This is a genomic window from Janthinobacterium aestuarii (assembly GCF_046113285.1).
Classification (GTDB): Bacteria; Pseudomonadota; Gammaproteobacteria; order Burkholderiales; family Burkholderiaceae_D; genus Janthinobacterium.
Genome location: NZ_CP142524.1, coordinates 6121093 through 6143037 on the forward strand (window position 1 = coordinate 6121093; position 21945 = coordinate 6143037).

Genomic DNA, 21945 nt, shown 5'->3' on the forward strand with positions numbered 1-21945 from the left:
GCCTTAGATCCCGCCCATGCAGATGTATTTGATAACGAGATAGTCTTCGATACCGTAGGTCGATCCTTCACGGCCCAGGCCCGATTGCTTGACGCCGCCGAAGGGGGCGATCTCGTTCGAGATCAGGCCCGTGTTGACGCCGACCATGCCCGTTTCCAGGCCTTCTGCCACGCGCCAGATGCGGCCGATGTCGCGCGAATAGAAGTAGGCGGCCAGGCCGAATTCCGTGTTGTTGGCCAGGGCGATGACTTCATCGTCCGTCTTGAAGCGGAACAGGGGCGCCAGCGGGCCGAAGGTTTCCTCGGTGGCCACGCGCATGTCATTCGTCACGTCGGCGATGATGGTCGGCTCGAAGAAGCCGTTGCCCAGCGCATGGCGCTTGCCGCCGGCCAACAGGCGGCCGCCCTTGCCCAGCGCGTCGGCCACGTGCTCTTCCACCTTGGCGACGGCCTTGGCATCGATCAGCGGGCCTTGCGTGACGCCCGCCTCGATGCCATTGCCGACTTTCAGCTTGGCCACGGCGGCCACCAGCTTGTCGGCAAACGCGTCATACACGCTGTCCTGCACGTACAGGCGGTTGGCGCACACGCAGGTCTGGCCCGCATTGCGGTATTTCGAGGCGATGGCGCCTTCCACTGCCGCATCCAGGTCGGCGTCGTCGAAGACGATGAACGGCGCATTGCCGCCCAGTTCCAGCGACAGTTTCTTGATCGTCGGCGCGCACTGTTCCGCCAGCAAACGGCCCACTTGCGTGGAACCCGTAAACGTCAGCTTGCGCACGATGGGGTTCGACGTCATTTCGCCGCCGATGTCTTTCGGCGCGCCCGTGACGATGCTGAACACGCCCGCAGGCACGCCCGCGCGCTCAGCCAGCACCGCCAGCGCCAGCGCGGAAAACGGCGTCGCTTCGGCCGGTTTCAAGACCATCGGGCAGCCGGCGGCCAGGGCCGGGCCGACCTTGCGGGTGATCATGGCGGCGGGGAAATTCCACGGCGTGATGGCGGCGCACACGCCGATCGGCTCCTTGGTGATGACCAGGCGGCGGTCCGGCCACGGCGATTGCAGGGTATCGCCTGCAACGCGCTTGCCTTCTTCGGCAAACCACTCGATGAACGAGGCGCCGAACTGCACTTCGCCCTTCGCTTCCGGCAAGGGCTTGCCCTGCTCGGTGGTCATGATCAGCGCCAGGTCGTCGGCGTTTTCCAGGATCAGGTCATGCCAGCGGCGCAGCACGGCCGCGCGCTCCTTGGCCGTCTTCTTGCGCCAGGCGGGCCAGGCGGCATTGGCCGCCTCGATGGCGCGGCGCGTCTCGGCTGCGCCCATCAGGGGCACCGTGCCGATATGCTCGCCGGTGGCGGGATTGCTCACATTAATCGTCTGGCCACCATCGGCATCCGCCCAGGCTCCATTCACGTAAGCCTGGTGACGCAACAAGGTAGGATCTTTCAACTGCAGCATATGGATCTCCGGTCTGGTTTGAATTATCGACGAGGGATACTATGCCACAGCGCGGCCGATTCCGCAGGCGATGGGCGGAACTACTCGACCTTGAAAGACGACAGTTTCGGGTCCGGCGCCGGGTATTCGAGCTTCATGGCCTGCAGCGTTTCCAGCAGCAGGGACGCCACCACCAGGTTGCGCTGCGTCTTGGAATTCGACGGCACCACATACCACGGCGCGTGGTCGGCATCGGTCTCGCGGATTGCCGTTTCATAGGCGCGCTGGTAGCCATCCCACTTCTTGCGCTGGGCGATATCGTTGGGATCGAACTTCCACTGGCGGTCGGGATCGTCGAGCCGCTCCTGCAGCCGTCCCCGCTGCTCGTCTTTCGAAATATGCAGGAAGACTTTCAGGATGACGGTGCCCGTCTCGCTCAGCATGCGCTCGAAATCGCGGATCTGCGCGTAGCGGCGCTGGCATTCGGCCTTGTCGATCATGTCCTGCACGCGCGTGATCAGCACATCCTCGTAATGGCTGCGGTTGAAGATGGCGATCTCGCCCTTGACGGGCACGTGCTGGTGCACGCGCCACAGGTAGTCGTGCGCCAGTTCGATATCGGTGGGGCCCTTGAACGCCACGGCGCGGATGCCCATCGGGTTGATATTGCTGAAGATGGCCTTCACCGTGCCATCCTTGCCCGAGGTGTCCATGCCCTGCAGGACCAGCAGCACCTTCTTCTTGTGCTGCGCGTACAGCATGCTCTGGCACTCGGCGATCTGCGCCGTCAACGCCACGGTTTCCTCGCGGTCCAGGGCCTTGCACTGGGCTGGGGTCAGCTTCTTGTTGGCCGCCTTGGTGGCCGCGCCCAGCAGGCGCTTGCCGGCGAATTCCTCGTTCAGATCAAAACCTTTGCCGGCCCGGAATTGCGTGCGCGCCTTCATACCGCCACCGCCAGCTTGCGGTGCTCGATTTTTGTGCAATGGTCCATCACCACGTCCAGGCCCGCCGCCCGCGCCAGCTGCGCCGCCTCCTCATTGATGACGTCGAGCTGCAGCCACAGGCAGCCCGCCTTGACGGCGATGGCTTCCTCGGCGATGGGCAGGATATCTGCCGGCTTGCGGAAGCAGTCGACGATGTCGATGCGCGCCGGCGCGACGGCAGCCGCCGCCTGCGTCAAGGTGGCGTAAGCGCGCTGGCCCAGCACGTCGCGCCCGGCCAGGGCCGGATTGACGGGCAATACGCGATAGCCATGCCGCAGCAGGTAGTCGGCCACTTCGTGGCTGGCGCGTTCGGGCTTGTCGGACATGCCGACGATGGCGATGATGCGGCTGTCTTGCAGGATGCGGGCGATGTTGGACATATTCTGGTCTATGAGGCGTGCGACATTGCCCGCCTAGCGTAGCAGATTCCCGTCCCGCCGGGAGCTAGCCAGAAGACTTAGCCATACGCACGACCGCCATCTGCGCGACAAAAGCCTGCGCGCGCGCCGTCACGGCCGCGTAATCTCCCGTGGCGCCCGGGCCACTGAGGCTGCTGCCGATGCCCACGGCCACGGCGCCGCTGGCAAACCATTCCGGCAGGTTCTCCACCGTCACGCCGCCCGTCGGCATCAGCGGCGCTTGCGGCAACGGGGCGCGCAGGGCCTTGATATAGGCGGGGCCGAACATCTCGGCGGGGAAGACCTTGACGATGTCGGCGCCCGCCTGCAGGGCCGTGACGATCTCCGTCGGCGTCATCGCCCCCGGCATGGACAGCACCTGGTAGCGCTGGCACAGCGTAATCGTCTCCACGTTCACGCCGGGCGAGATGATGAACTGCGCGCCGGCCAGGATGGCGGCGCGCGCCGTCTCCGTATCGAGCACCGTGCCCGCGCCCAACAGCACGTCAGGACCATGGCGTTCGCGCAAGGTGCGCAGCACGCCCAGGGTATCGGGCGTGGTGAACGCCACTTCCAGCGCCGTGATGCCGCCGGCGATGCACGCCTCGGCGATCTGCACGGCCGCCTGCGCCGAATTGGCGCGCACGATGCCGACCATGCCCCGCCCGAGGATGCCATTGAAAACCATGTGCTTTTGCATCGGCTCTCTCCTGTCAGGCCGGCAGGGCGCCAAAGCGCACTTCCGGCAAACCGCGCACGCCCACCTGGCGCGCATGAAACAATCCGCCGGCCAGCGGTTCGCCCGCCAGCTGGACCGGGGTCAAGCTTTCCTGCGCCGTCGTGACGAACAATTCATCGTAATGCGGGCCGCCCAGGCTGACGCAGCTGGGCTGCGAGACGGGCAAGGCTATCGCCCGTTCGACGCTGCCGTCCGGCGCGAAGCGCAAGACCCTGCCCGCGCCCCACTGCGCGCTCCACAAGTGGTCATCCGCATCGATGGTGGCGCCGTCGGCGGCGCCCGGCCCCGGATCGAGCACGGCAAACACACGTACCCGGCTGGCGTCGCCGCCCAGGTAATCATCCCAGCGGTAGATCGCCTTCTTCATCGAATCGCAAAAATACATGGCCGTGCCATCGACGCTGAAGCAGATGCTGTTCGAGATGGCGATCTGCGGCAGCGGCAGCCGTTCCAGGCTCAAGTCCAGGTTGAGGCGGTAGAAGCTGGCGATCGCATCGCGGCACGGGCGCTCATCGAGCGTGCCGAAGACAAAGCGTCCCTGGCGGTCGCAGCGGCCATCGTTCAGGCGCGTCATGGGCAGGTCGCCCTCCACCGTATGCAAGGGCGTGACGGCCCCGCTGCACGCGTCAAACCACGCCAGGCGCGAGGCCAGTCCCAGCAGCAGGATGTCGTCGCGGTCCGTCAGCGCGAAACAGGCCAGGCGCTCGGGCATGTCCCAGCGCTGGCGCTCCCCCGTGGCCAGCACCAGCGCATGCAGCTGGCAGCCTTCGATATTCGTCCAGAAAACGCGGCCGCTGCGTTCGCACCAGCGCACACCCTCGCCCAGGAAATTCTGCGCATCGACCAGTAATTGGGCCTGTGTCCCCATGTCTGTTCCTTCTTTCAGTGAGATTCGCGTGGTACTGCCGAACCACGGCAGCCGACGAGGAAGTCCAGATCCGCGCCTTCGTCGGCCTGCGTCACGTGCTTGATGTACATGGACTGGTAGCCGCCCTTCATGGCCGGCTCGGGGGCGCGCCATTCTGCGCGCCGGCGCGCCAGCTCGGCCTCGTCGACGTCCAGGTGCAAGCGCCGTCCCGCCACGTCCAGCTCGATCATGTCGCCGTCGCGCACCAGGGCCAGCGGCCCGCCCACGGCCGCTTCCGGCGCCACGTGCAGCACCACCGTGCCGTAGGCCGTGCCGCTCATGCGCGCGTCCGAGATGCGCACCATGTCGCGCACGCCCTGCTCCAGCAGTTTTTTCGGCAATCCCATATTGCCCACCTCGGCCATGCCAGGGTAGCCCTGCGGGCCGCAATTTTGCAGCACCATCACGCAGCTGGCATCGATATCGAGCGCGGGATCGTCGACGCGCTTTTTGTAATGCTCGATGCTGTTGAAGACGACGGCGCGGCCACGGTGCTGCATCAGCTCGGGCGACGCGGCCGAGGGCTTGATGACGGCCCCGCGCGGGGCCAGGTTGCCCTGCAGGACGGCGATGCCGCCTTCGTCCTTGAATGGCTGCGCCAGCGGCGTGATCACTTCGGGATTGAAATTTTCCGCCTCGGCCACGTTGACGGCCATGCTGGCGCCCGTGACGGTGAGCGCCCCGCCATGCAATTTGCCCAGCAGGTCGCGGATGATCACGGGCAGGCCGCCCGCATAGTAAAAGTCTTCCATCAGGTACTGGCCCGACGGCATCAGGTTGAGCAAACAGGGAATGTCGCGGCCCAGGCGGTCCCAGTCGCCCAGGCGCATGTCCACGCCGATGCGCCCGGCAATGGCCAGCAAATGGATCACGGCATTGGTCGAGCCGCCGATGGCGCCGTTGACCATGATGGCGTTTTCAAACGCTTCGCGCGTGAGGATCTGCGACAGTTTCAGGTCTTCATGCACCATGTCGACGATGCGCCGGCCCGTCAGCTGCGCCTGCAGCTTGCGGCGCGCATCGACGGCGGGAATGGCCGCGTTGCCGGGCAAGGTCACGCCCAGCGCCTCGACCATGCTGGCCATGGTCGATGCCGTGCCCATGGTCATGCAGTGGCCGGCGGAGCGCGACATGCACGATTCGGCCTGCTTGAATTCGTTTGAGGTCATGCGCCCGGCGCGCACGTCTTCGGAAAACTTCCACACGTCCGTGCCCGAACCGATCGGCTTGCCCCGGTAATTCCCGTTCAACATGGGGCCGCCCGACAGCACGATGGTGGGCAAGTCCACGCTGGCCGCGCCCATCAGCAGGGCCGGGGTGGTCTTGTCGCAGCCCGTCAGCAGCACCACGCCGTCGATGGGGTTGGCGCGGATCGATTCCTCCACATCCATGCTGGCCAGGTTTCGGAACAGCATGGCCGTCGGGCGCAGATTCGTCTCGCCCAGCGACATGACGGGAAATTCGACGGGAAAGCCGCCCGCTTCGAGCACGCCGCGCTTGACCATCTCGGCCAGGTCGCGGAAATGGCCATTGCAGGGCGTCAGTTCGGACCAGGTATTGCAGATGCCGATGACGGGACGGCCATCGAAAGCGTCGCTGGGATAGCCCTGGTTCTTCATCCAGCTGCGGTGAATGAAACTGTCCTTGTCGTCGCCGCCAAACCACGCTTGCGAACGCAAGGGACGCTTGTTCTTGTTGCTGCTCATACTGTCTCCTGCGGGGAAATCAAGCCGCGCGCGGCGGCGATCAGCAGCGCACCGTGACCGGCCAGATAGTCTTGCTGCTGGTCGTCGACGATGATGCGCTTGCCATAAAAAAATCCGTGTTCTTCGATCAGCAGCCCGAGCGCCTGGCGCAGCATGGGCTTGCCCGTAATGACGAGCGGCGTATCGGGCCGCATCTGGATGGCGGTGCTGTTGCGCAGCGCCAGCAGGTCGCCGCTGAGGACGGCACCCATCAGGAAATTGGCCCGCTCATTGCATTCGATGGCGCTGAACTGGCCCAGGGTGCGCACGCTGAAGCAGGCGCGCGCCAGCCCCGTTTTTTGCGCCGCGGCCGCGCCGGCCAGCAGCATTTTCGGCACCAGGGTCTGGGCAAAACCGCCATCGACCGATTGCTTGATCAGGGTGTGCTGCGTGATCGCCTGCAGCAATTCCCCGGCGATGGTGGTGCTGCAGCCGAGGATGCGGCGCTGCTCGTCCACGCTGATCAATTTGGTATGCGAGCCGGGCATGATCAGGGTCGCCGCGCCGCGCAACTGCAGGCGCTCGAGCAGCGCGACGACTTCCGTCTCTTCGCCGCGCATCATGTCCATCGCCTCGACGTTATGCAGGCCGACGGCGCCATGCTGGTTGCGCACGCCGGGAATCAGCCACAGGGGCTGCGCCAGCACGTCGGGCAAGTCCACCGCCTGCATGCCTTGCGCCAGCTGGGCCAGGCCGGCGGGCGCCGGCAAATGCGGCACTTCCCGCACGCCCATGGGCGAACTGATCATGCCCGAAGCGAGCGCCAGGTCCACGGCCGACGGCGCGATGCCGGCGCTGGCCAGCACGCTGGCGATGGTGTCGCGCAGCGCTTGTTTCAGCGCGCCGTTATGGCCATCGATGGCGGTATTGCGCACGCCCGTTTCCAGCTGCGCCTGGGCGACGACGGCGCCGGCGCGCCACAGCAAGGTACGCGTATTGGTGGTGCCGGCATCGATGGTGAGTATGTTCATGGCAGGTTCGCAGCGTCGGTAAGGGCAAAAATAAATGAGGGAAAAACTACCCCATGGTAGAACTGCCCCGCATATCTGACCAATCACTTATTTGACATCATTGATACCGGTTCGGATATGTCAAACGCATCAATATCCTGCACGCCCAAACGGTAGGCGAGCTGGAACCGCCTCACCTGTCCCGGCTGCAATTGCACGCCCTGCGCCAGCAGGGAAAAACAGCGCGCATCGGAATACAGATGACAGCTGTCCTGGGTGCTGGAAAAACGCAGGACCCGGCCGGAAGCGGGGTCGGCAACCCGCGCCGCCTCGCGCAGCTGGCCGCTGCCCGTCCAGTAAAAGTCATGCCGGAATCCCGCCGATTGCGCCAGCGCGGGCCAGGCCAGGCGCGAAGCGAGCGGCGCCGGCTGGCGGAAGTCAAACGCGCTGCCCGCCACATCGAGCGGAGCGCTGCAAGAGTGGCCGCCAGGCCAGTAGCGGTCCGCCGCCAGGCGCAGCACATGGTCTCCCACTGCGGCGCGGCCGCCCTGCAGATTGAAGCGGGGCGCGGCAAGCGCAAAACGTGAAACCGCATCGGCCGTGGCGGCGCAGTCGAGGTGCAGGCTGCCATCGTCGTCAAGCCGGTAGGCCAGTCGCACCGACAGGCCGTCGTGCGCCAGGCGCAGCAGCAAGCGGCCGTCGTCCGGCGGGTCGCACCGCCAGCCCGTGGACGCGTGCGCAGCAGAGGGTGCCGCGCCCAGCACGTCGGCCAGGCGACCATAGCGGTCGGGCGCCCACCAGGCCCGCACGCTGGCGTCGTGCGCGTCGATGGCCACGCGCATGCCGCGCGCATTGCGCAGCAGATGCATCATGGCGCCTGCCCGGGGGCTGGCGGCGGCCGGCTGCGCTGCTGGAATTCGCGCGGCGTGCAGCCGAGTTCGCGCTTGAAGACGGCGTGCATGTACTGCACCGTGGTAAAGCCGCAACGCACGGCCACCTCGGCCACCTGCCCTGGCCCGCGCGCCAGCAGGGTCTTGGCCGCATCGAGCTTGAAATGCAGGATCTCGTCGTGCACGCTGCGCCCCAGCTCGTGGCGGAAGTGCGCTTCGAGCGAGGAGCGCGACACGCCCACGTAATCGGCCACCTGCTCCGTCTTGATGCCCTGGCAGGCGTACTGGCGGATGAAGTGGCGCGCCTGCATCACCTGCGGATGCTGGAAGGGCTGGTGGCGCGTGGACGCGAGCACGTTCAGGCCGGCCGGCGGCACGAGGATGCGCGTGCCGGACAGGCGCGCGCCGTTGAGCATCTGGTGCAGCAAATGCGCGGCCGTGCGGCCCATTTCCTCGGTGCCCTGGATCACGGAGCTCAAGGGAATGCGCGTGAGCATGCGCGCCAGCGGGTCGTTGTCGATGCCGATCAGGGCCACTTGCTCCGGCACGGCGATCCCCGCATGCATGCACGCTTGCAGCAGCTGGCGCGCGCGCGCGTCGCTCACGGCGATGATGCCGACGGGTTTTTCCAGACTGTTGAGCCAGGCGATCTGCTGCTCCACCGCCTCGTCCCAAGACGGCGCGCTGGTGGCCACGCCCCGGTACACGTCGGCGCGCATGTGGTCGCGCTCCATCAGGGCGCAAAATGCCGTTTCGCGTTCCTGAGCCCAGCGGTTGACATCGGCCTCGGGCAGGCTGAAACAGGCAAAGCGGCTCAGTCCCGCTTCCACCAGGTGTTCATAGGCCAGCTTGACGATCTTGAAATTATCGGTCGCCACGTACGGGATGCCGGCCGGGTAATCGTCCTCGCGCGCATACGAGCCGCCCACGGCCACCACGGGCAGGCGGCTGTGCGCCAGCGCCGCGCAGACGGCGGGATCGTCGAAATCGGCGATGATGCCGTCTCCCTGCCAGCGCTCGATGCCGGGCAGGCGGCAACGGAAGTCCTCTTCCAGGAACAGGTCCCACGACACGCGCGTGGTGTTCAGGTAGGCGGCGATGCCCGCGATGATGTCGCGGTCGTAGATCTTATTCCCGTTAAACAGCAGCGCGATCCGGTGCGCGGTCGGCATCTTCATGGTGTCTCCTCCCGTGCCAGATCGTTTCACGGCTATCTGCGTCCGGCTCGCGTGCTGACATCGACCCACACGGCGAGGGTGAGGATACTGCCTTTCACGATCATCTGCCAGTAGGTGTCCACGTCCAGCATGGACATGCCGTTATCGAGGCTGGCCATGACCAGCGCGCCGATCAGGGCGCCGTACACGGTGCCCGAGCCGCCGCGCATCGAGGTGCCGCCGATGAAGCAGGCGGCAATGGCGTCGAGTTCGCTGAAGGTGCCGGCGGACGGCGAACCGGCCGCCAGGCGGCCCGTGTTGATCAGGCCGGCGAGCGCGCACATCAGGCCCATGATGCCGAAGATCCACAGCTTGACGGCTTTCACATTGATGCCGGACAGGCGCGTCGCTTCCATATTGCTGCCGACGGCGTAGATGCGCCGGCCGAACACGGTCTGGCTGGTGATGTAGCTGAACAGCCCCAGCAAGGCCAGCAGCAGCAGCACGGGCAGCGGAATGCCTTCATAACCGTTCAGGGTCCGCACGAAGGCATACAGCACGGCGCCGATGACGGCCAGGCGCAGGCCGTCGGCCCAGGGCGCCGTCTGCGGCAAGCCATGCTGGGCGCGGCTGGCGCGCGCGCGCCACGTCAGGAAGGCGGCCAGCAGGAACAGGCCGATGCCCAGCACGATGCCGGGCACCGCAGGCAGGTAGCCCTGTCCCAGGTAGACCATCGGCTCGGAGACGGGCGCGATCGTGATGCCGCCCGTGATGCCCAGCAGGATGCCGCGATACGCGAGCATGCCGCCCAGTCCCACGATGAAGGACGGGATGCCCCGGTACGCCGTCAGGTAGCCATTGAGCAGGCCGATCACCAGGCCGCAGCCCAGCACCGCCATCAGGTTCAGCGCCAGCGGCCAGTGCTGCGTGACGTCCAGCACGGCGGCGATGCCGCCGAGTAGCCCCAGCAGGGAGCCGATCGACAGGTCGATCTCGCCGGCGATAATCACCAGCACCATGCCGCAGGCGAGGATGCCGGTGACGGACATCTGGCGCAGCAGATTCGACAGGTTGCGCGGCGTGAGGAAGCTGCCCTCCGTTTTCCACGAAAAAAAGGCCCAGATCAGCGCCACGGCGATCAGCAGGGCCAGCATCTTGTATTGGGTGAACAGCTGTTTGATACTGTGCGGTTTCATGCTGCGGGTTCCTTGTTTGCGGTGTTGGCGGCGGGCGCCGGGCGCTGGTCCAGCGCCGCCGCCAGCACGGTTTCCTGGCTCAGGCCATCGTTGATAAAGTCGCCGCGCAGGCGGCCTTCGCCCATCACCAGCACGCGGTCGGACACGCCCAGCACTTCAGCCAGTTCCGACGAGACCATGATGATGGCCACGCCCCGGTCGGCCAGCGCCAGCATCAGTTTGTAGATTTCATATTTGGCGCCCACGTCGACGCCGCGCGTGGGCTCGTCGAGGATCAGCACGCGCGGGCGCGTCAGCAGCATCTTGGCCAGCACGGCCTTTTGCTGGTTGCCGCCCGACAGGCTCGTAATGGGCAGCGACGGGCTAGCCGCCTTCAGTTCCAGCTGCGCGATCTCGCCGCGCACGGCCGTCAATTCCGCCTCGCCATCGATGCGCGTGGCACGCGCGAATTGCTCCAGCACGGCCAGGGTGATGTTCTGCCCCACGTCGAGATCGGGCACGATGCCGTGATGCTTGCGGTCTTCCGGCACCATGGCCAGGCCCATGGCAATCGCCTTTTGCGGGGACGAAGTGTCGATGCGGCGGCCATCGAGCCACACTTCGGCCTGGCACGGCCCCTGGTAGGCGCCGAACAGGGCCGAGACGAGTTCCGTGCGCCCCGCCCCCACCAGGCCGGCGATGCCGAGGATCTCGCCCTTTCGCAGGGTGAACGACACATCGTCGACGCGCTTGCGCTGCGGGTTGTCGGCGTCGATGCAGCTTACGTGGCGCGCCTCGAACAGCACTTCGCCGATAGGTGCCGGCTGCGCACGCTGCGGATACAGCTGGCTCATTTCGCGGCCCACCATTTGCGCGATGATGCGCTCGACGTTCATCTGCGCCATCGGCGTGGTGGCGATATGCTTGCCGTCGCGGATGACGACGATGGTGTCGCAGATGGCCGCCACTTCATCGAGCTTGTGCGAAATGTAGATGCAGGTGACGCCCTTGGCCTTCAGCGCGCGCAGGATATCGAGCAGCACGGCGATTTCCGAGGCCGTCAGCGACGACGACGGCTCGTCGAGTATCAGCAATCGCGCATTCTTGTTGAGCGCCTTGGCGATTTCCACCAGCTGCTGGTGGCCGCCGCCGTAATTCATCACGGGTTGCGCTACGTTCAGTTCGGGAATTTTCAGTTCGCGCAGCAGCTCGTCGGCGCGCTTGTACATGGCCGCGTAATGCATGCGCCCGCCGGGCAGGGTGAGCTCGCGGCCCATGAAGATATTCTCGGCCACGGACAGCTGCGGCACCAGCATCAGTTCCTGGTGGATGATGATGATGCCCGCGTCTTCCGTGTCGCGGATCGATTGCGCGCGCAGGGGCTGGCCATCCCACAGGATCTCGCCATCCCAGGTGCCGTGCGGGTACACACCGGACAGCACCTTCATCAGGGTCGACTTGCCGGCGCCATTCTCGCCGCACAAGCCGATGCACTCGCCGGCCCGCACCTGCAGGTCGATGCCGTCGAGCGCGCGGACACCGCCAAACTGTTTGACGATGCCTTTCATTTCAAGCAGATAGTCGGACATGCTCACTCTCGTTGCGGATACGGGGGAAATGTCGGATTACGCGGCGCCCATGGCGCCGCTAATCCGACCTACGGTCGATGCGGACGGCCGACACCACCACCGGCGTTTCCGGAGCCGGCGATTGTCGGATAACGGCCGATGCGGGCAATCGTAGGTCGGCTTAGCGCGCAGCGCGTAAGCCGACAGCAAGCGGGTAATCAATTACCCAGCTGCGCCTTGGTATAGAAACCGTCGTCGACGAGAATGTTCACGTTCGCCTTGGTCAAGGGCGTGGGTTTGAGCAGCACCGTGCTGACTTTTTTCAGGCCGTTGTCATAGCTGGAGTTGTAGGCGGGCTTTTCATTGCGCGCCAGTTGCACGGCCAGCTTGGCCGCTTCGGCGGCGATGGTTTTCAGGGGTTTGTAGACGGTCATCGATTGCGTGCCGGCGATGACGCGTTTGACCGCCGCCAGATCGGCGTCCTGGCCCGAGACCGGCACCTTGCCGGCCAGTTTTTGCGCGGCCAGGGCCTGGATGGCGCCGCCGGCCGTGCCGTCGTTCGAGGCGACGATGGCATCGATCTTGTTGCCGTTGGCCGTCAGCGCGTTTTCCACGATGGACAGCGCTTCGGTGGCGCTCCAGTCCTTCACCCACTGCTGGCCGACGATCTTGATATCGCCCTTGTCGATGAACGGTTTGAGCACCTTCATCTGGCCTTCGCGCAGCATCTTGGCGTTGTTGTCGGTGGGCGAGCCGCCCAGCAAATAGTAATTGCCCTTCGGCTGCAGCTTGGTCACGCCTTCGGCCTGCATCTCTCCCACTTTCTCGTTGTCGAACGAGATATACGCATCGATATCGGCGTTCAGGATCAGGCGGTCATACGACAACACCTTGATGCCGGCCTTTTTCGCTTCCTTGACGGTGTTGTTGAGCACAGTGGCGTTGAACGGCACGATCACCAGCACGTCCACGCCGCGCGAGATCAGGTTTTCGATCTGCGAAATCTGGCGCTGCTCGCTGGCGTCGGCCGACTGCACGAAGACCTTGGCGCCCTGCTTTTCGGCGGCGGCGATGAAGAAATCGCGGTCGCGCGTCCAGCGTTCCACGCGCAAGTCGTCGATGGAAAAGCCGATCTTCGGGTTTTTCGCATCGGCCAGGGCGGCGCTGCTGCTCAATGCCAGCATGGCGGTCATGATGGCTGCACTGATGATCTTGTTCATTGTGTGTCTCCTTGTGGATTTTTTAGCTACATTTTTTAACTGCGGGTACTGCTGAAAATTTTATGTCTGTGGTGGTGTCGGGTTACGCGCGAAGCGCTAACCCGACCTACGTGCTGCGACTGCTAATGGTTGTGGCGCGGCAGGGTCTGGCCCACGGCGCGGTATTTCAGGGCCAGCTCCATGCAGGCGCCCGTTTCCAGCTGGCCCACGCTGGCGCGGTAGATTTCCTGCCACGGCGTGGCGCTGTCGTTGACGGGCGGCGGCAGTTCCTGGGCGCGGCGCGCCAGTTCAGCCGCATCGACCAGCATGTCGCACTGGCCCCCGTTCAGGTCCACGCGGATGATGTCGCCCGTGCGCAGCAGCGCCAGGCCGCCGCCGACGGCGCTTTCCGGCGACGCGTTCAGGATCGAGGGGCTGTCCGAGGTGCCCGACTGGCGCCCGTCGCCCAGGGTCGGCAGGTTCAGAATGCCCGCCTTGAGCAAGGCGTCGGGCGGCTGCATGTTGACCACCTCGGCCGAACCGGGCCAGCCGACAGGGCCGGCGCCGCGCATGACCAGCATGCAACTGTCGTCGATATTGAGCGCCGGGTCATTGATGCGCGCGTGATAGTCAGCAGAACCGTCAAAGACGATGGCGCGCGCCTCGAACACTCCCTCGCTGCCGGGACGCGACAGGTAGCGCTCGCGGAAGGCGGGCGAGATCACGCTGGTCTTCATGATGGCAAAATCGAACAGGTTGCCCTGCAAGGCCATGAAACCGGCCTTTTCCTTCAGCGGCGCGGCAAACGGGCGGATCATCTCGCGGTCCGCGCTTTCGCGGCCCTGCAAGTTGGCCGCCATGCTCTGGCCCGTGACCGTCAAGCGGTCCGCGTGCAGCAGGCCCGCCTGCTGCAGCTCCCACATCACGGCCGGCACGCCGCCGGCGCGGTGGAAACGCTCGCCCAGATACTTCCCGGCCGGCTGCATGTTCAACAGCAGCGGCACATCGTAGCCATGTTCCATCCAGTCGCTCGAATGCAATGCCACGCCCGCATGGCGCGCCATGGCCATCAGGTGCGGCTGGGCGTTGGTGGAGCCGCCGATGGCCGCGTTGACGATGATGGCATCCAAAAATGCCTCGCGCGTGAGGATGCTCGACGGGCGCACGTCGTCATGCGCCATGCCGACGATGCGGCACCCCGTTGCATAGGCGATCTGGCCCCGTTCGCGGTACGGCGCGGGGATGGCCGAGCAGCCCGTCAGCGACATGCCCAGCGCTTCGGCCAGCGCATTCATCGTCGATGCCGTGCCCATGGTGTTGCAGTGGCCGGCCGACGGCGCCGAGGCGGCGGCGATCTGCAGGAATTTGTCGTTGTCGATCAAGCCGGCGGACAGCTGGCGGCGGCCCTTCCAGATGGCCGCGCCGGAGCCGACCAGTTCGCCGTCCATCCAGCCGTCGAGCATGGGGCCGCCCGACAGCACGATGGCGGGAATGTCCACCGTGGCGGCGGCCATCAATTGCGCCGGCGTGGTCTTGTCGCAGCCCGTCGTCAGCACCACGGCGTCGATCGGATAGCCATGCAGGACCTCCACCAGGCCCAGATACGCGAGGTTGCGGTCCAACGCGGCCGTGGGACGGCGGCAGTTCTCGAAGATCGGGTGCAGCGGGAATTCCATCGGGATGCCGCCCGCGTCGCGGATGCCGTCGCGCACGCGCTGGGCCAGCTCCAGATGGATGCGGTTGCAGGGGCTGATATCGCTGCCGCTTTGCGCGATGCCGATGATGGGCCGGCCCGAGCGCAGTTCCTCGGCCGTGATACCGTAGTTCATGAAGCGCTCGAGGTACAGCGCCGTCATGTCGATGTGGTCGGGATTATCGAACCAGTCCTGCGAGCGGAAGCGCCGCGCCTGGCGGTTGCCTGAGGTGCTCATGCGCCGTACCAGCCTGCGTCGACATAGTATTCGCGTCCCGCGCACTTGGCCGCGTTGTCGGACGCCAGGAACAGCGCCAGCGCCGCCACGTCTTCCGGCTCCACGCGCAGCTGCAGGCATTGTCCCTGCAGGATCACGGCTTCCGCTTCCGGCGTATGCCACAGCCGCTCCTGGCGCGGCGTGCGCACGGCGCCGGGAATGATGCAGTTGACGCGGATGCCGTCGGCACCCAGGTCGCGCGCCAGGCCGCGCGTCAGCCCTTCGATGCCGGCTTTCGCCGTCATGTAGATCGACAGGTTCGCCTGCGCCAGGTGCCAGGAAATCGAGCCCAGGTTGAGGATCACGCCGCTGCCCTTGGCGCGCATGGCCGGCGCCACTGCCTGGGCGCAGAAATACTGGTGGCGCAGGTTGACGGCCATGCGCTCGTCCCAGTAGGCGGGCGTGACGTCCTGCAGCTGGTGGCGGTCGTCATTGGCCGCGTTGTTGACGAGGATATCCGTGGCGCCCGCGCTGTGTGCGATCTCGGCGAAGGTGGCGGCCAGGGCGCCCAGGTCCGTCAGGTCGCAATAGCGGAACACGGGCGGCTGCAGCAGGTGGGCCAGCTTTTCCTGCAGCGCCAGCGACGCCTCGCGGGCGATGTCGAGAAAGGTGACGTGGGCGCCCTGGCGCGCGAACGCCTCGACGATGGCCACGCCGATGCCGGTGCCGCCGCCCGTGATGACGACGCGCTTGCCGGCCAGGCTGGGGTAAGTTGCATGCTGCATGGTGTCTCTCTTTTTAAAATAATCGGATCAAAGCAAGCCGCGTTGCGCCAGGTTCTGGTACAGCGCGCGCACGCCGAACGTCCAGGGGGCAATCGCATCGCAGCGCTGCACTTCGTTGACCAGCGCACCCAGCGCGGCGCTGGCAATCGTCACGCGGTCGCCCAGGTGGTGCGTAAAGCCGCCGCCCTGCGCGCCGCGGTCCTTTACGGGCGAGAACATGGTCCCGAGGAACAGCATGAAACCGTCCGGATACTGGTGGTACTGGCCCGCCGTCTGGCGCACCAGGTCAAGCGGGTCGCGGCTGATTTCGCGCATGAAGCTGGCGCCTTCGAGCACAAAGCCGTCGTCCGCGCCTTCGATCAGCAGCGACACTTCCGCCTCGCGTACGGTGTCGAGCGTGAAGTGCTCGTCGAACAGGCGGATGAAGGGGCCGATGGCGCAGGAGCCGTTGTTATCCTTGGCCTTGCCCAGCAAGAGGGCGCTGCGCCCTTCGATGTCGCGCAGGTTGACGTCGTTGCCCAAGGTCGCCCCCAGCACCTCGCCACGGCTGTTGACGGCCAGGACGATCTCGGGCTCCGGGTTGTTCCAGGCGGACGATGGCAGCAAGCCCACCTGCGCGCCGCAGCCCACCGACGACATCGGCTGCGCCTTGGTAAACACTTCCGCGTCGGGGCCGATGCCCACTTCCATGTACTGCGACCAGGCGCCACGCTGCTGCAGCTGCTGTTTCAGGCGCTGCGCCGCCTCCGAGCCGGGTTTTAATGCGGACAAGTCGCCGCCCAGCGTCGTTTGCAGCGCGGCGCGCAAGCTTGCCGCGCGCGCCGCGTCGCCGCCCGCCTGTTCCTCGATCACCCGTTCGAGCAGGCTGACGGCGAAGGTCACGCCGCAGGCCTTGACGGCCTGCAGGTCGCACGGCGCCAGTAGCAGCGGCTCGCCGGCCGGCGCGGCCAGCGCCTGCTCCAGCAGCGCCTGCACGGGGCCGAGCGCGATGCCGGGCGCATGGCGGGCGATATCGAGCGCATCGCTGCGTTCGAACAGCTCGGCCACCGTCGCTACCGTCTGCGTGATGTCGACCACCTCGCCGCCGCGCACGGCGACGACGCAGGGGCCGTCACGCCAGATGCGGCCGATGAGGAGAGCCTGCGCAAGGTCGGTGGGCAACAGGGAGGCGGGGGAAATCGGCTGCATGGCAAGCTTTCAAAAGGTCGTGACGGGATGGCTGGTCTTCAAGTTCGGACCGATTCTGCGCGCCGCCCTGTGTCGCCGCAATTACGAAAATCACCAAATTGAATGATGATTATTGGTATTGCAGCGCACCAAAAAAAGCCGCCGCCCGGCCTGCTCTCCCGCCCTGTCCGCAGGCGGGAAGGGGCACTATGGCGCATTGCATCAATTGGCCTATCGATATCGTTTTGGATATCGGCTATGCGAAAAAAGTGATTGGTGAGGGATGGATGGACAAACTAGTATCAGCCGTGGCCCGCAATCGGCCATTCGCACGGAGCCCGCCCGCTGGACGACGGCCCTGGCACATTCAACTATCGAAGACGGTGGAGACCTGAAATGAAAACAACAATGAAAATGCTGACCGCGAGCCTGGCGCTGGCCATCTCCGGCATGGCGGTAATGCCCGTGGCAAGCGCCGCAGACAAGGGCGCGATCGGCATCTCGATGCCGACCAAGTCGTCCATGCGCTGGATCGCCGACGGCGACAACATGGTCAAGGTATTCAAGGAGCGCGGCTACAAGACGGACCTGCAGTTTGCCGACGACGATATCCCGAACCAGCTGGCGCAGGTGGAAAACATGATCACCAAGGGCGCCAAGGTGCTGGTGATCGCCGCCATCGACGGCACCACCTTGTCGAACGTGCTGCAAAAGGCGGCCGACAAGGGCATCAAGGTCATTTCGTATGACCGTCTGATCCGCGGCACGAAAAACATCGATTACTACGCCACCTTCGACAACTTCCAGGTCGGCGTGCTGCAAGCGGGCTACATCGAATCGGCGCTGAAACTCAAGGAAGGCAAGGGCCCGTTCAATATCGAACTGTTCGGCGGCTCGGCCGACGACAACAACGCGCACTTCTTCTACAACGGCGCGCTGTCGGTGCTGAAACCGTACATCGACAGCGGCAAGCTGGTGGTGCGCTCGAAGCAGATGGGCATGGAAAAGGTCGCCACCCTGCGCTGGGACGGCGCCGTGGCGCAAGCGCGCATGGACAACCTGCTCAGCGCCTACTACGGCAATGCCCGCGTCGACGCCGTGCTGTCGCCATATGACGGCTTGAGCATCGGCATCCTGTCCTCGCTCAAGGGCGTCGGCTACGGCACGCCGAAACAGCCGTTCCCCGTCGTGACGGGCCAGGATGCGGAAATCCCGTCGGTGAAATCGATCATCCGCGGCGAACAGGCATCGACCGTGTTCAAGGACACGCGCGAACTGGCCAAAGTGACGGCCAACATGGTCGACGCAATGATGAGCGGCAAGACGCCGGCCGTCAACGATACCAAGACCTATAACAACGGCGTGAAGGTCGTGCCGTCCTACTTGTTGAAACCGGTCACCGTCGACAAGGCGAACTGGAAGCAGGTGCTCGTCACCGGCAGCGGCTACTACACGGAAGCGCAAGTGAAATAAGCATCCAAGGTACTGAAGGCCCGGCACTGCCGGGCCTTTCGCTTCACGCACGATCAAGAACAAGACTGCCGCACGGCCGCTGCCCACCAGCGCGGCCGTGCCAGAGAGGTTATATGACGAACACTATCCTGGAAATGCGCGGGATACGCAAAACATTCCCGGGCGTCGTTGCGCTCGACAATGTCAACCTGCGGGTACGCAGCGGCGAGATCCACGCCATCGTCGGCGAAAACGGCGCCGGCAAATCGACCCTGATGAAAGTGCTGAGCGGCGTTTACGGCCATGGCAGCTATACGGGCGACATCGATTACCTGGGCCAGACGCGGCACTTCCGCGGCATCAAGGACAGCGAAGAAATCGGCATCATCATCATCCACCAGGAACTGGCGCTGGTGCCCCAGCTGTCGATCGCCGAGAATATCTTCCTCGGCAACGAACCGTCCCGCATGGGCGTCATCGACTGGGAATACGCGCAAGCGAAGACGCGCGAACTGCTGCACAAAGTCGGCCTGAAGGAGTCCCCGGACACCCTGATCACCAATCTGGGTGTGGGCAAGCAGCAGCTGATCGAGATCGCCAAGGCGTTGTGCAAGGACGTCAAGCTGCTGATCCTCGACGAGCCGACGGCCAGCCTGAACGAAAGCGACAGCGCGGCCCTGCTCGACCTGCTGCTGGGCCTGAAAGCCCAGGGCATCGCCTCGATCCTGATTTCGCACAAGCTCAATGAAATTTCAAGAGTCGCCGATGCCATCACGGTGCTGCGCGACGGGAACACGGTCGACAGTTTCGACTGCCGCACGGAGCCCGTCAGCGAAGACCGCATCATCGAAAAGATGGTCGGGCGCGAAATGGCGGACCGCTATCCGCCGCGCACGCCCACCATCGGCGAGACCATTTTCGAAGTGCGCGACTGGCGCGTCTTCCATCCCGAGCATGCCGACCGCCCCGTCATCAAGGGCATCAATATGCACGCGAAAAAGGGCGAGATCATCGGCATCGCCGGCCTGATGGGCTCCGGGCGCACGGAACTGGCGATGAGCCTGTTCGGCCGCGCCTACGGCCAGCGCATCAGCGGCACGGTGCTCAAGCATGGCCAGGAGATCGACGTCAGCACCATCGGCAAGGCGATCGCGCACGGCCTCGCCTATGTCACGGAAGACCGCAAGGGCCTGGGCCTGATCCTCGAGGAAGACATCCAGAAGAACACCAGCCTGGCCAACCTGGACGCGATTTCGCGGCACATGGTGATCGACGAGCAGCGTGAATTCGGTGTGGCCGAGGAGTTCCGCCGCAAGCTCAAGACCCGTTGCTCGAGCGTGGCGCAGAAGGTGGTCAACCTGTCCGGCGGCAACCAGCAGAAAGTGGTGCTGGCGAAATGGCTGTTTTCGCGCCCCGACGTGCTGATCCTCGATGAACCGAGCCGCGGCATCGACGTGGGCGCCAAGTACGAGATCTACAGCATCATCAGCGAGCTGGCCGCCGAAGGCAAATGCATCATCATGATTTCCTCGGAAATGCCGGAATTGCTGGGCATGTGCGACCGGATCTATGTCATGAACGAAGGCCGCTTCGCGGCAGAACTGAGCGCGGCAGAAGCATCGCAGGAACGCATCATGCGCGCGATCGTTACACACGGAGAAAACAATGGACAATAAACTGACAGCAGGCGCGCCGGCAGCAGCAGCGCCAGCGGCCGCGCCGCAAGCGAAAAGCTATGCCGGCTTCTTGAAAAACAATATGCGCGACTACGGCATGCTGCTCTCGCTGATCGTCATCATGGGCTTTTTCCAGTACATGACGGACGGCACCCTGATGCAGCCGCTGAACCTGACGAACCTGGTGCTGCAAAACAGCTACATCGTCATCATGGCGCTGGGCATGCTGATGGTCATCGTGGCCGGCCATATCGATTTATCCGTCGGCTCGGTGGTCGGCTTCGTCGGCGCGCTGGCCGCCGTCCTGATCGTCAACTACCACATGCATTTTGTCGCCGCCAGCATCCTCTGCCTGCTGGCCGGCGCCGTCATCGGTGGCGCGCAAGGCTATTTCGTCGCCTTCTTTAAAATCCCGTCCTTCATCGTCACCCTGGCCGGCATGCTGGTGTTCAAGGGCCTGACCCTGGCGCTGCTGGCAGGCCAGTCGGTCGGCCCCTTCCCGGAAGGCTTCCAGATGCTCAGCTCCGGCTTCCTGCCCGACCCGTTCGGCGGCGACAACCTGCGCGGCCTGTCGCTGCTGCTGGGCGTGATCGCCGCCGCGGCGCTGATCGTCACCTCGCTGCGCAGCCGCGCCAAGCAACTGAAACACGGCATGGAAAACGAGCCGCGCGCCTTCTTCCTGCTGAAAAATGCCATTTTCGCCGCCGTGATGGTGTATTTCAGCTACCTGCTGGCGTCGTACCGTGGTTTTCCCAACGTGCTGGCCGTGATGTCGCTGCTCATCGTCGCCTACACCTTCATCACCAACCGCACCGTGCTGGGCCGCCGCGTGTATGCCGTGGGCGGCAACGAAAAGGCGGCGCGCCTGTCGGGCATCAAGACGGAACGGGTCAGCTTCTACACCTTCGTCAACATGGGCATGCTGGCCGCGCTGGCCGGCCTGATCTTCGCGGCGCGCCTGAACACGGCCACACCGAAGGCGGGCACAGGTTTCGAGCTGGACGTGATCGCCGCCTGCTTCATCGGCGGCGCCTCGGCCTCGGGCGGCGTGGGCAAAGTGATGGGAGCCGTCATCGGCGCCTTCATCATGGGCGTGATGAACAACGGCATGTCCATCATGGGCATCGGCATCGACTACCAGCAGGTGATCAAGGGCCTGGTACTGCTGGCGGCCGTGTTCATCGACGTGATTAATAAAAATAAATGAGAAGAACAAGGAAGCACAGGTTCGAGCCTTAGGGGGCTCTGGCCGGCGTTCGCGCCGGCCTTTTTTATTCCATTCACATCATCAATATGATTTCAGCAAGCCACCACGAAGCTTTCGCAACGAAAGATACCCACCACTGACCACGAAAACACCTTCCTCGTTCCTGATCTCGATATTGCCCTCATCCCAGCGCAGCAAGCGCGGCAAATTCTGCCGATAGATAACGATGCCAGTATGGCGCGCTTCCTCGACATAATGCATTTTTAACAGACGCACTTCTATTTCCCCAAGCATGCCAAGTCCATTATCCCGTACCTTGAATGCGGCCGGAAGGACGGCTATCAGCGAGAACAACGATCCTATCCCCGCCCCCAGCAATACCACCTCAAGTGGCGCCTTCGATTCACGATCCAGAGAAAAAAGATAAGTGATGGCTACCATGCATATCAGCAGGGTAACGATCCAGGAAGTTGCCTGGGCCTTGGATTGAAACAGCACAAAGTAGCGCCACTTTGCTAGCGGAAAGAAAATAGACGTGACACTACGGCGTATTTTTTCCATCCTGCCGTCCTCAAACCGATGCTTTGTCTGCTTCATTTT

At 64.6% G+C, this 21945-nt stretch carries 19 protein-coding genes; 3 read left to right on the plus strand and 16 right to left on the minus strand.

Features of this window, described 5'->3' with window-relative positions; genetic code table 11:
• Positions 1–3 precede the first annotated feature (3 nt).
• The 15 genes from gabD to OX462_RS27660 all read right to left on the minus strand — a co-directional run bounded on the left by gabD (position 4) and on the right by OX462_RS27660 (position 17031).
• Positions 4–1458 (minus strand): NADP-dependent succinate-semialdehyde dehydrogenase, encoded by a 1455-nt coding sequence (gene gabD, locus OX462_RS27590; RefSeq protein WP_070218955.1) that lies wholly within the window; start codon positions 1456–1458, stop codon positions 4–6.
• A gap of 80 nt (positions 1459–1538) precedes the next feature.
• Positions 1539–2381 carry a PPK2 family polyphosphate kinase gene (locus OX462_RS27595; RefSeq protein WP_121670809.1) on the minus strand — a complete coding sequence of 281 codons (843 nt, stop codon included), beginning with the start codon at positions 2379–2381 and terminating at the stop codon, positions 1539–1541.
• Positions 2378–2800, minus strand: coding sequence for a CoA-binding protein (locus OX462_RS27600; RefSeq protein WP_409027467.1), 423 nt, complete (start codon positions 2798–2800; stop codon positions 2378–2380). The genes OX462_RS27595 and OX462_RS27600 overlap by 4 nt, the downstream gene beginning before the upstream one ends.
• A gap of 64 nt (positions 2801–2864) precedes the next feature.
• A complete protein-coding gene (locus tag OX462_RS27605) occupies positions 2865–3518 on the minus strand; it encodes a bifunctional 2-keto-4-hydroxyglutarate aldolase/2-keto-3-deoxy-6-phosphogluconate aldolase (RefSeq protein WP_409027468.1) in 654 nt (217 codons plus the stop codon).
• Positions 3519–3531: 13 nt separating this feature from the next.
• On the minus strand, positions 3532–4425 hold the full coding sequence (locus OX462_RS27610) for an SMP-30/gluconolactonase/LRE family protein (protein ID WP_070218952.1): 894 nt from the start codon (positions 4423–4425) through the stop codon (positions 3532–3534).
• Between the two features lie 14 nt (positions 4426–4439).
• Positions 4440–6170, minus strand: coding sequence for an L-arabinonate dehydratase (araD, locus tag OX462_RS27615; RefSeq protein WP_409027469.1), 1731 nt, complete (start codon positions 6168–6170; stop codon positions 4440–4442).
• Positions 6167–7180 carry a 2-dehydro-3-deoxygalactonokinase gene (locus OX462_RS27620; RefSeq protein ID WP_409027470.1) on the minus strand — a complete coding sequence of 338 codons (1014 nt, stop codon included), beginning with the start codon at positions 7178–7180 and terminating at the stop codon, positions 6167–6169. The genes araD and OX462_RS27620 overlap by 4 nt, the downstream gene beginning before the upstream one ends.
• Before the next feature lie 83 nt (positions 7181–7263).
• Positions 7264–8031 carry an aldose epimerase family protein gene (locus OX462_RS27625; RefSeq protein WP_409027471.1) on the minus strand — a complete coding sequence of 256 codons (768 nt, stop codon included), beginning with the start codon at positions 8029–8031 and terminating at the stop codon, positions 7264–7266.
• Entirely contained in the window at positions 8028–9227 is a 1200-nt protein-coding gene (locus OX462_RS27630) for a XylR family transcriptional regulator (protein ID WP_070218948.1), read from the minus strand. The genes OX462_RS27625 and OX462_RS27630 overlap by 4 nt, the downstream gene beginning before the upstream one ends.
• Positions 9228–9259: 32 nt before the next feature.
• Positions 9260–10402 carry a sugar ABC transporter permease gene (locus OX462_RS27635; RefSeq protein WP_070218947.1) on the minus strand — a complete coding sequence of 381 codons (1143 nt, stop codon included), beginning with the start codon at positions 10400–10402 and terminating at the stop codon, positions 9260–9262.
• Complete coding sequence (gene xylG / locus OX462_RS27640; protein WP_070288885.1) at positions 10399–11970, minus strand: D-xylose ABC transporter ATP-binding protein; 1572 nt, start codon at positions 11968–11970, stop codon at positions 10399–10401. The genes OX462_RS27635 and xylG overlap by 4 nt, the downstream gene beginning before the upstream one ends.
• A gap of 197 nt (positions 11971–12167) precedes the next feature.
• The gene (gene xylF / locus OX462_RS27645; RefSeq protein ID WP_099377905.1) at positions 12168–13142 is read right to left on the minus strand and encodes a D-xylose ABC transporter substrate-binding protein; all 975 of its coding nucleotides are present in this window, start codon (positions 13140–13142) and stop codon (positions 12168–12170) included.
• A gap of 149 nt (positions 13143–13291) precedes the next feature.
• Entirely contained in the window at positions 13292–15079 is a 1788-nt protein-coding gene (locus OX462_RS27650; RefSeq protein WP_409027472.1) for an IlvD/Edd family dehydratase, read from the minus strand.
• Entirely contained in the window at positions 15076–15843 is a 768-nt protein-coding gene (locus OX462_RS27655) for a D-xylose 1-dehydrogenase (protein WP_409027473.1), read from the minus strand. Before OX462_RS27655 ends, OX462_RS27650 begins: the two co-directional genes overlap by 4 nt.
• A 27-nt stretch (positions 15844–15870) precedes the next feature.
• Entirely contained in the window at positions 15871–17031 is a 1161-nt protein-coding gene (locus tag OX462_RS27660; RefSeq protein WP_409027474.1) for a fumarylacetoacetate hydrolase family protein, read from the minus strand.
• 429 nt (positions 17032–17460) lie between these two features.
• On the opposite strand from OX462_RS27660, the gene chvE reads away from it, so the two are divergent.
• The 3 genes from chvE to mmsB all read left to right on the plus strand — a co-directional run bounded on the left by chvE (position 17461) and on the right by mmsB (position 21345).
• Positions 17461–18483, plus strand: coding sequence for a multiple monosaccharide ABC transporter substrate-binding protein (chvE, locus tag OX462_RS27665; RefSeq protein ID WP_225243237.1), 1023 nt, complete (start codon positions 17461–17463; stop codon positions 18481–18483).
• A 113-nt stretch (positions 18484–18596) separates the two neighbouring features.
• Positions 18597–20138, plus strand: coding sequence for a multiple monosaccharide ABC transporter ATP-binding protein (mmsA, locus tag OX462_RS27670; protein WP_121670802.1), 1542 nt, complete (start codon positions 18597–18599; stop codon positions 20136–20138).
• Entirely contained in the window at positions 20128–21345 is a 1218-nt protein-coding gene (mmsB, locus tag OX462_RS27675; RefSeq protein WP_070218940.1) for a multiple monosaccharide ABC transporter permease, read from the plus strand. Before mmsA ends, mmsB begins: the two co-directional genes overlap by 11 nt.
• Before the next feature lie 81 nt (positions 21346–21426).
• Here mmsB and OX462_RS27680 read toward each other — a convergent pair whose 3' ends face one another.
• Entirely contained in the window at positions 21427–21942 is a 516-nt protein-coding gene (locus tag OX462_RS27680; protein ID WP_070218939.1) for a hypothetical protein, read from the minus strand.
• Positions 21943–21945 lie beyond the last annotated feature (3 nt).

What these genes read in the sequence shown, in the direction of transcription:
- gabD (WP_070218955.1), bottom strand. Translation starts at nt 1,458, where the DNA reads ATGCTGCAGTTGAAAGATCCTACCTTGTTGCGTCACCAGGCTTACGTG.
- OX462_RS27595 (WP_121670809.1), bottom strand. Translation starts at nt 2,381, where the DNA reads ATGAAGGCGCGCACGCAATTCCGGGCCGGCAAAGGTTTTGATCTGAAC.
- OX462_RS27600 (WP_409027467.1), bottom strand. Translation starts at nt 2,800, where the DNA reads ATGTCCAACATCGCCCGCATCCTGCAAGACAGCCGCATCATCGCCATC.
- OX462_RS27605 (WP_409027468.1), bottom strand. Translation starts at nt 3,518, where the DNA reads ATGCAAAAGCACATGGTTTTCAATGGCATCCTCGGGCGGGGCATGGTC.
- OX462_RS27610 (WP_070218952.1), bottom strand. Translation starts at nt 4,425, where the DNA reads ATGGGGACACAGGCCCAATTACTGGTCGATGCGCAGAATTTCCTGGGC.
- araD (WP_409027469.1), bottom strand. Translation starts at nt 6,170, where the DNA reads ATGAGCAGCAACAAGAACAAGCGTCCCTTGCGTTCGCAAGCGTGGTTT.
- OX462_RS27620 (WP_409027470.1), bottom strand. Translation starts at nt 7,180, where the DNA reads ATGAACATACTCACCATCGATGCCGGCACCACCAATACGCGTACCTTG.
- OX462_RS27625 (WP_409027471.1), bottom strand. Translation starts at nt 8,031, where the DNA reads ATGATGCATCTGCTGCGCAATGCGCGCGGCATGCGCGTGGCCATCGAC.
- OX462_RS27630 (WP_070218948.1), bottom strand. Translation starts at nt 9,227, where the DNA reads ATGAAGATGCCGACCGCGCACCGGATCGCGCTGCTGTTTAACGGGAAT.
- OX462_RS27635 (WP_070218947.1), bottom strand. Translation starts at nt 10,402, where the DNA reads ATGAAACCGCACAGTATCAAACAGCTGTTCACCCAATACAAGATGCTG.
- xylG (WP_070288885.1), bottom strand. Translation starts at nt 11,970, where the DNA reads ATGTCCGACTATCTGCTTGAAATGAAAGGCATCGTCAAACAGTTTGGC.
- xylF (WP_099377905.1), bottom strand. Translation starts at nt 13,142, where the DNA reads ATGACCGCCATGCTGGCATTGAGCAGCAGCGCCGCCCTGGCCGATGCG.
- OX462_RS27650 (WP_409027472.1), bottom strand. Translation starts at nt 15,079, where the DNA reads ATGAGCACCTCAGGCAACCGCCAGGCGCGGCGCTTCCGCTCGCAGGAC.
- OX462_RS27655 (WP_409027473.1), bottom strand. Translation starts at nt 15,843, where the DNA reads ATGCAGCATGCAACTTACCCCAGCCTGGCCGGCAAGCGCGTCGTCATC.
- OX462_RS27660 (WP_409027474.1), bottom strand. Translation starts at nt 17,031, where the DNA reads ATGCAGCCGATTTCCCCCGCCTCCCTGTTGCCCACCGACCTTGCGCAG.
- chvE (WP_225243237.1), top strand. Translation starts at nt 17,461, where the DNA reads ATGGCGGTAATGCCCGTGGCAAGCGCCGCAGACAAGGGCGCGATCGGC.
- mmsA (WP_121670802.1), top strand. Translation starts at nt 18,597, where the DNA reads ATGACGAACACTATCCTGGAAATGCGCGGGATACGCAAAACATTCCCG.
- mmsB (WP_070218940.1), top strand. Translation starts at nt 20,128, where the DNA reads ATGGACAATAAACTGACAGCAGGCGCGCCGGCAGCAGCAGCGCCAGCG.
- OX462_RS27680 (WP_070218939.1), bottom strand. Translation starts at nt 21,942, where the DNA reads ATGAAGCAGACAAAGCATCGGTTTGAGGACGGCAGGATGGAAAAAATA.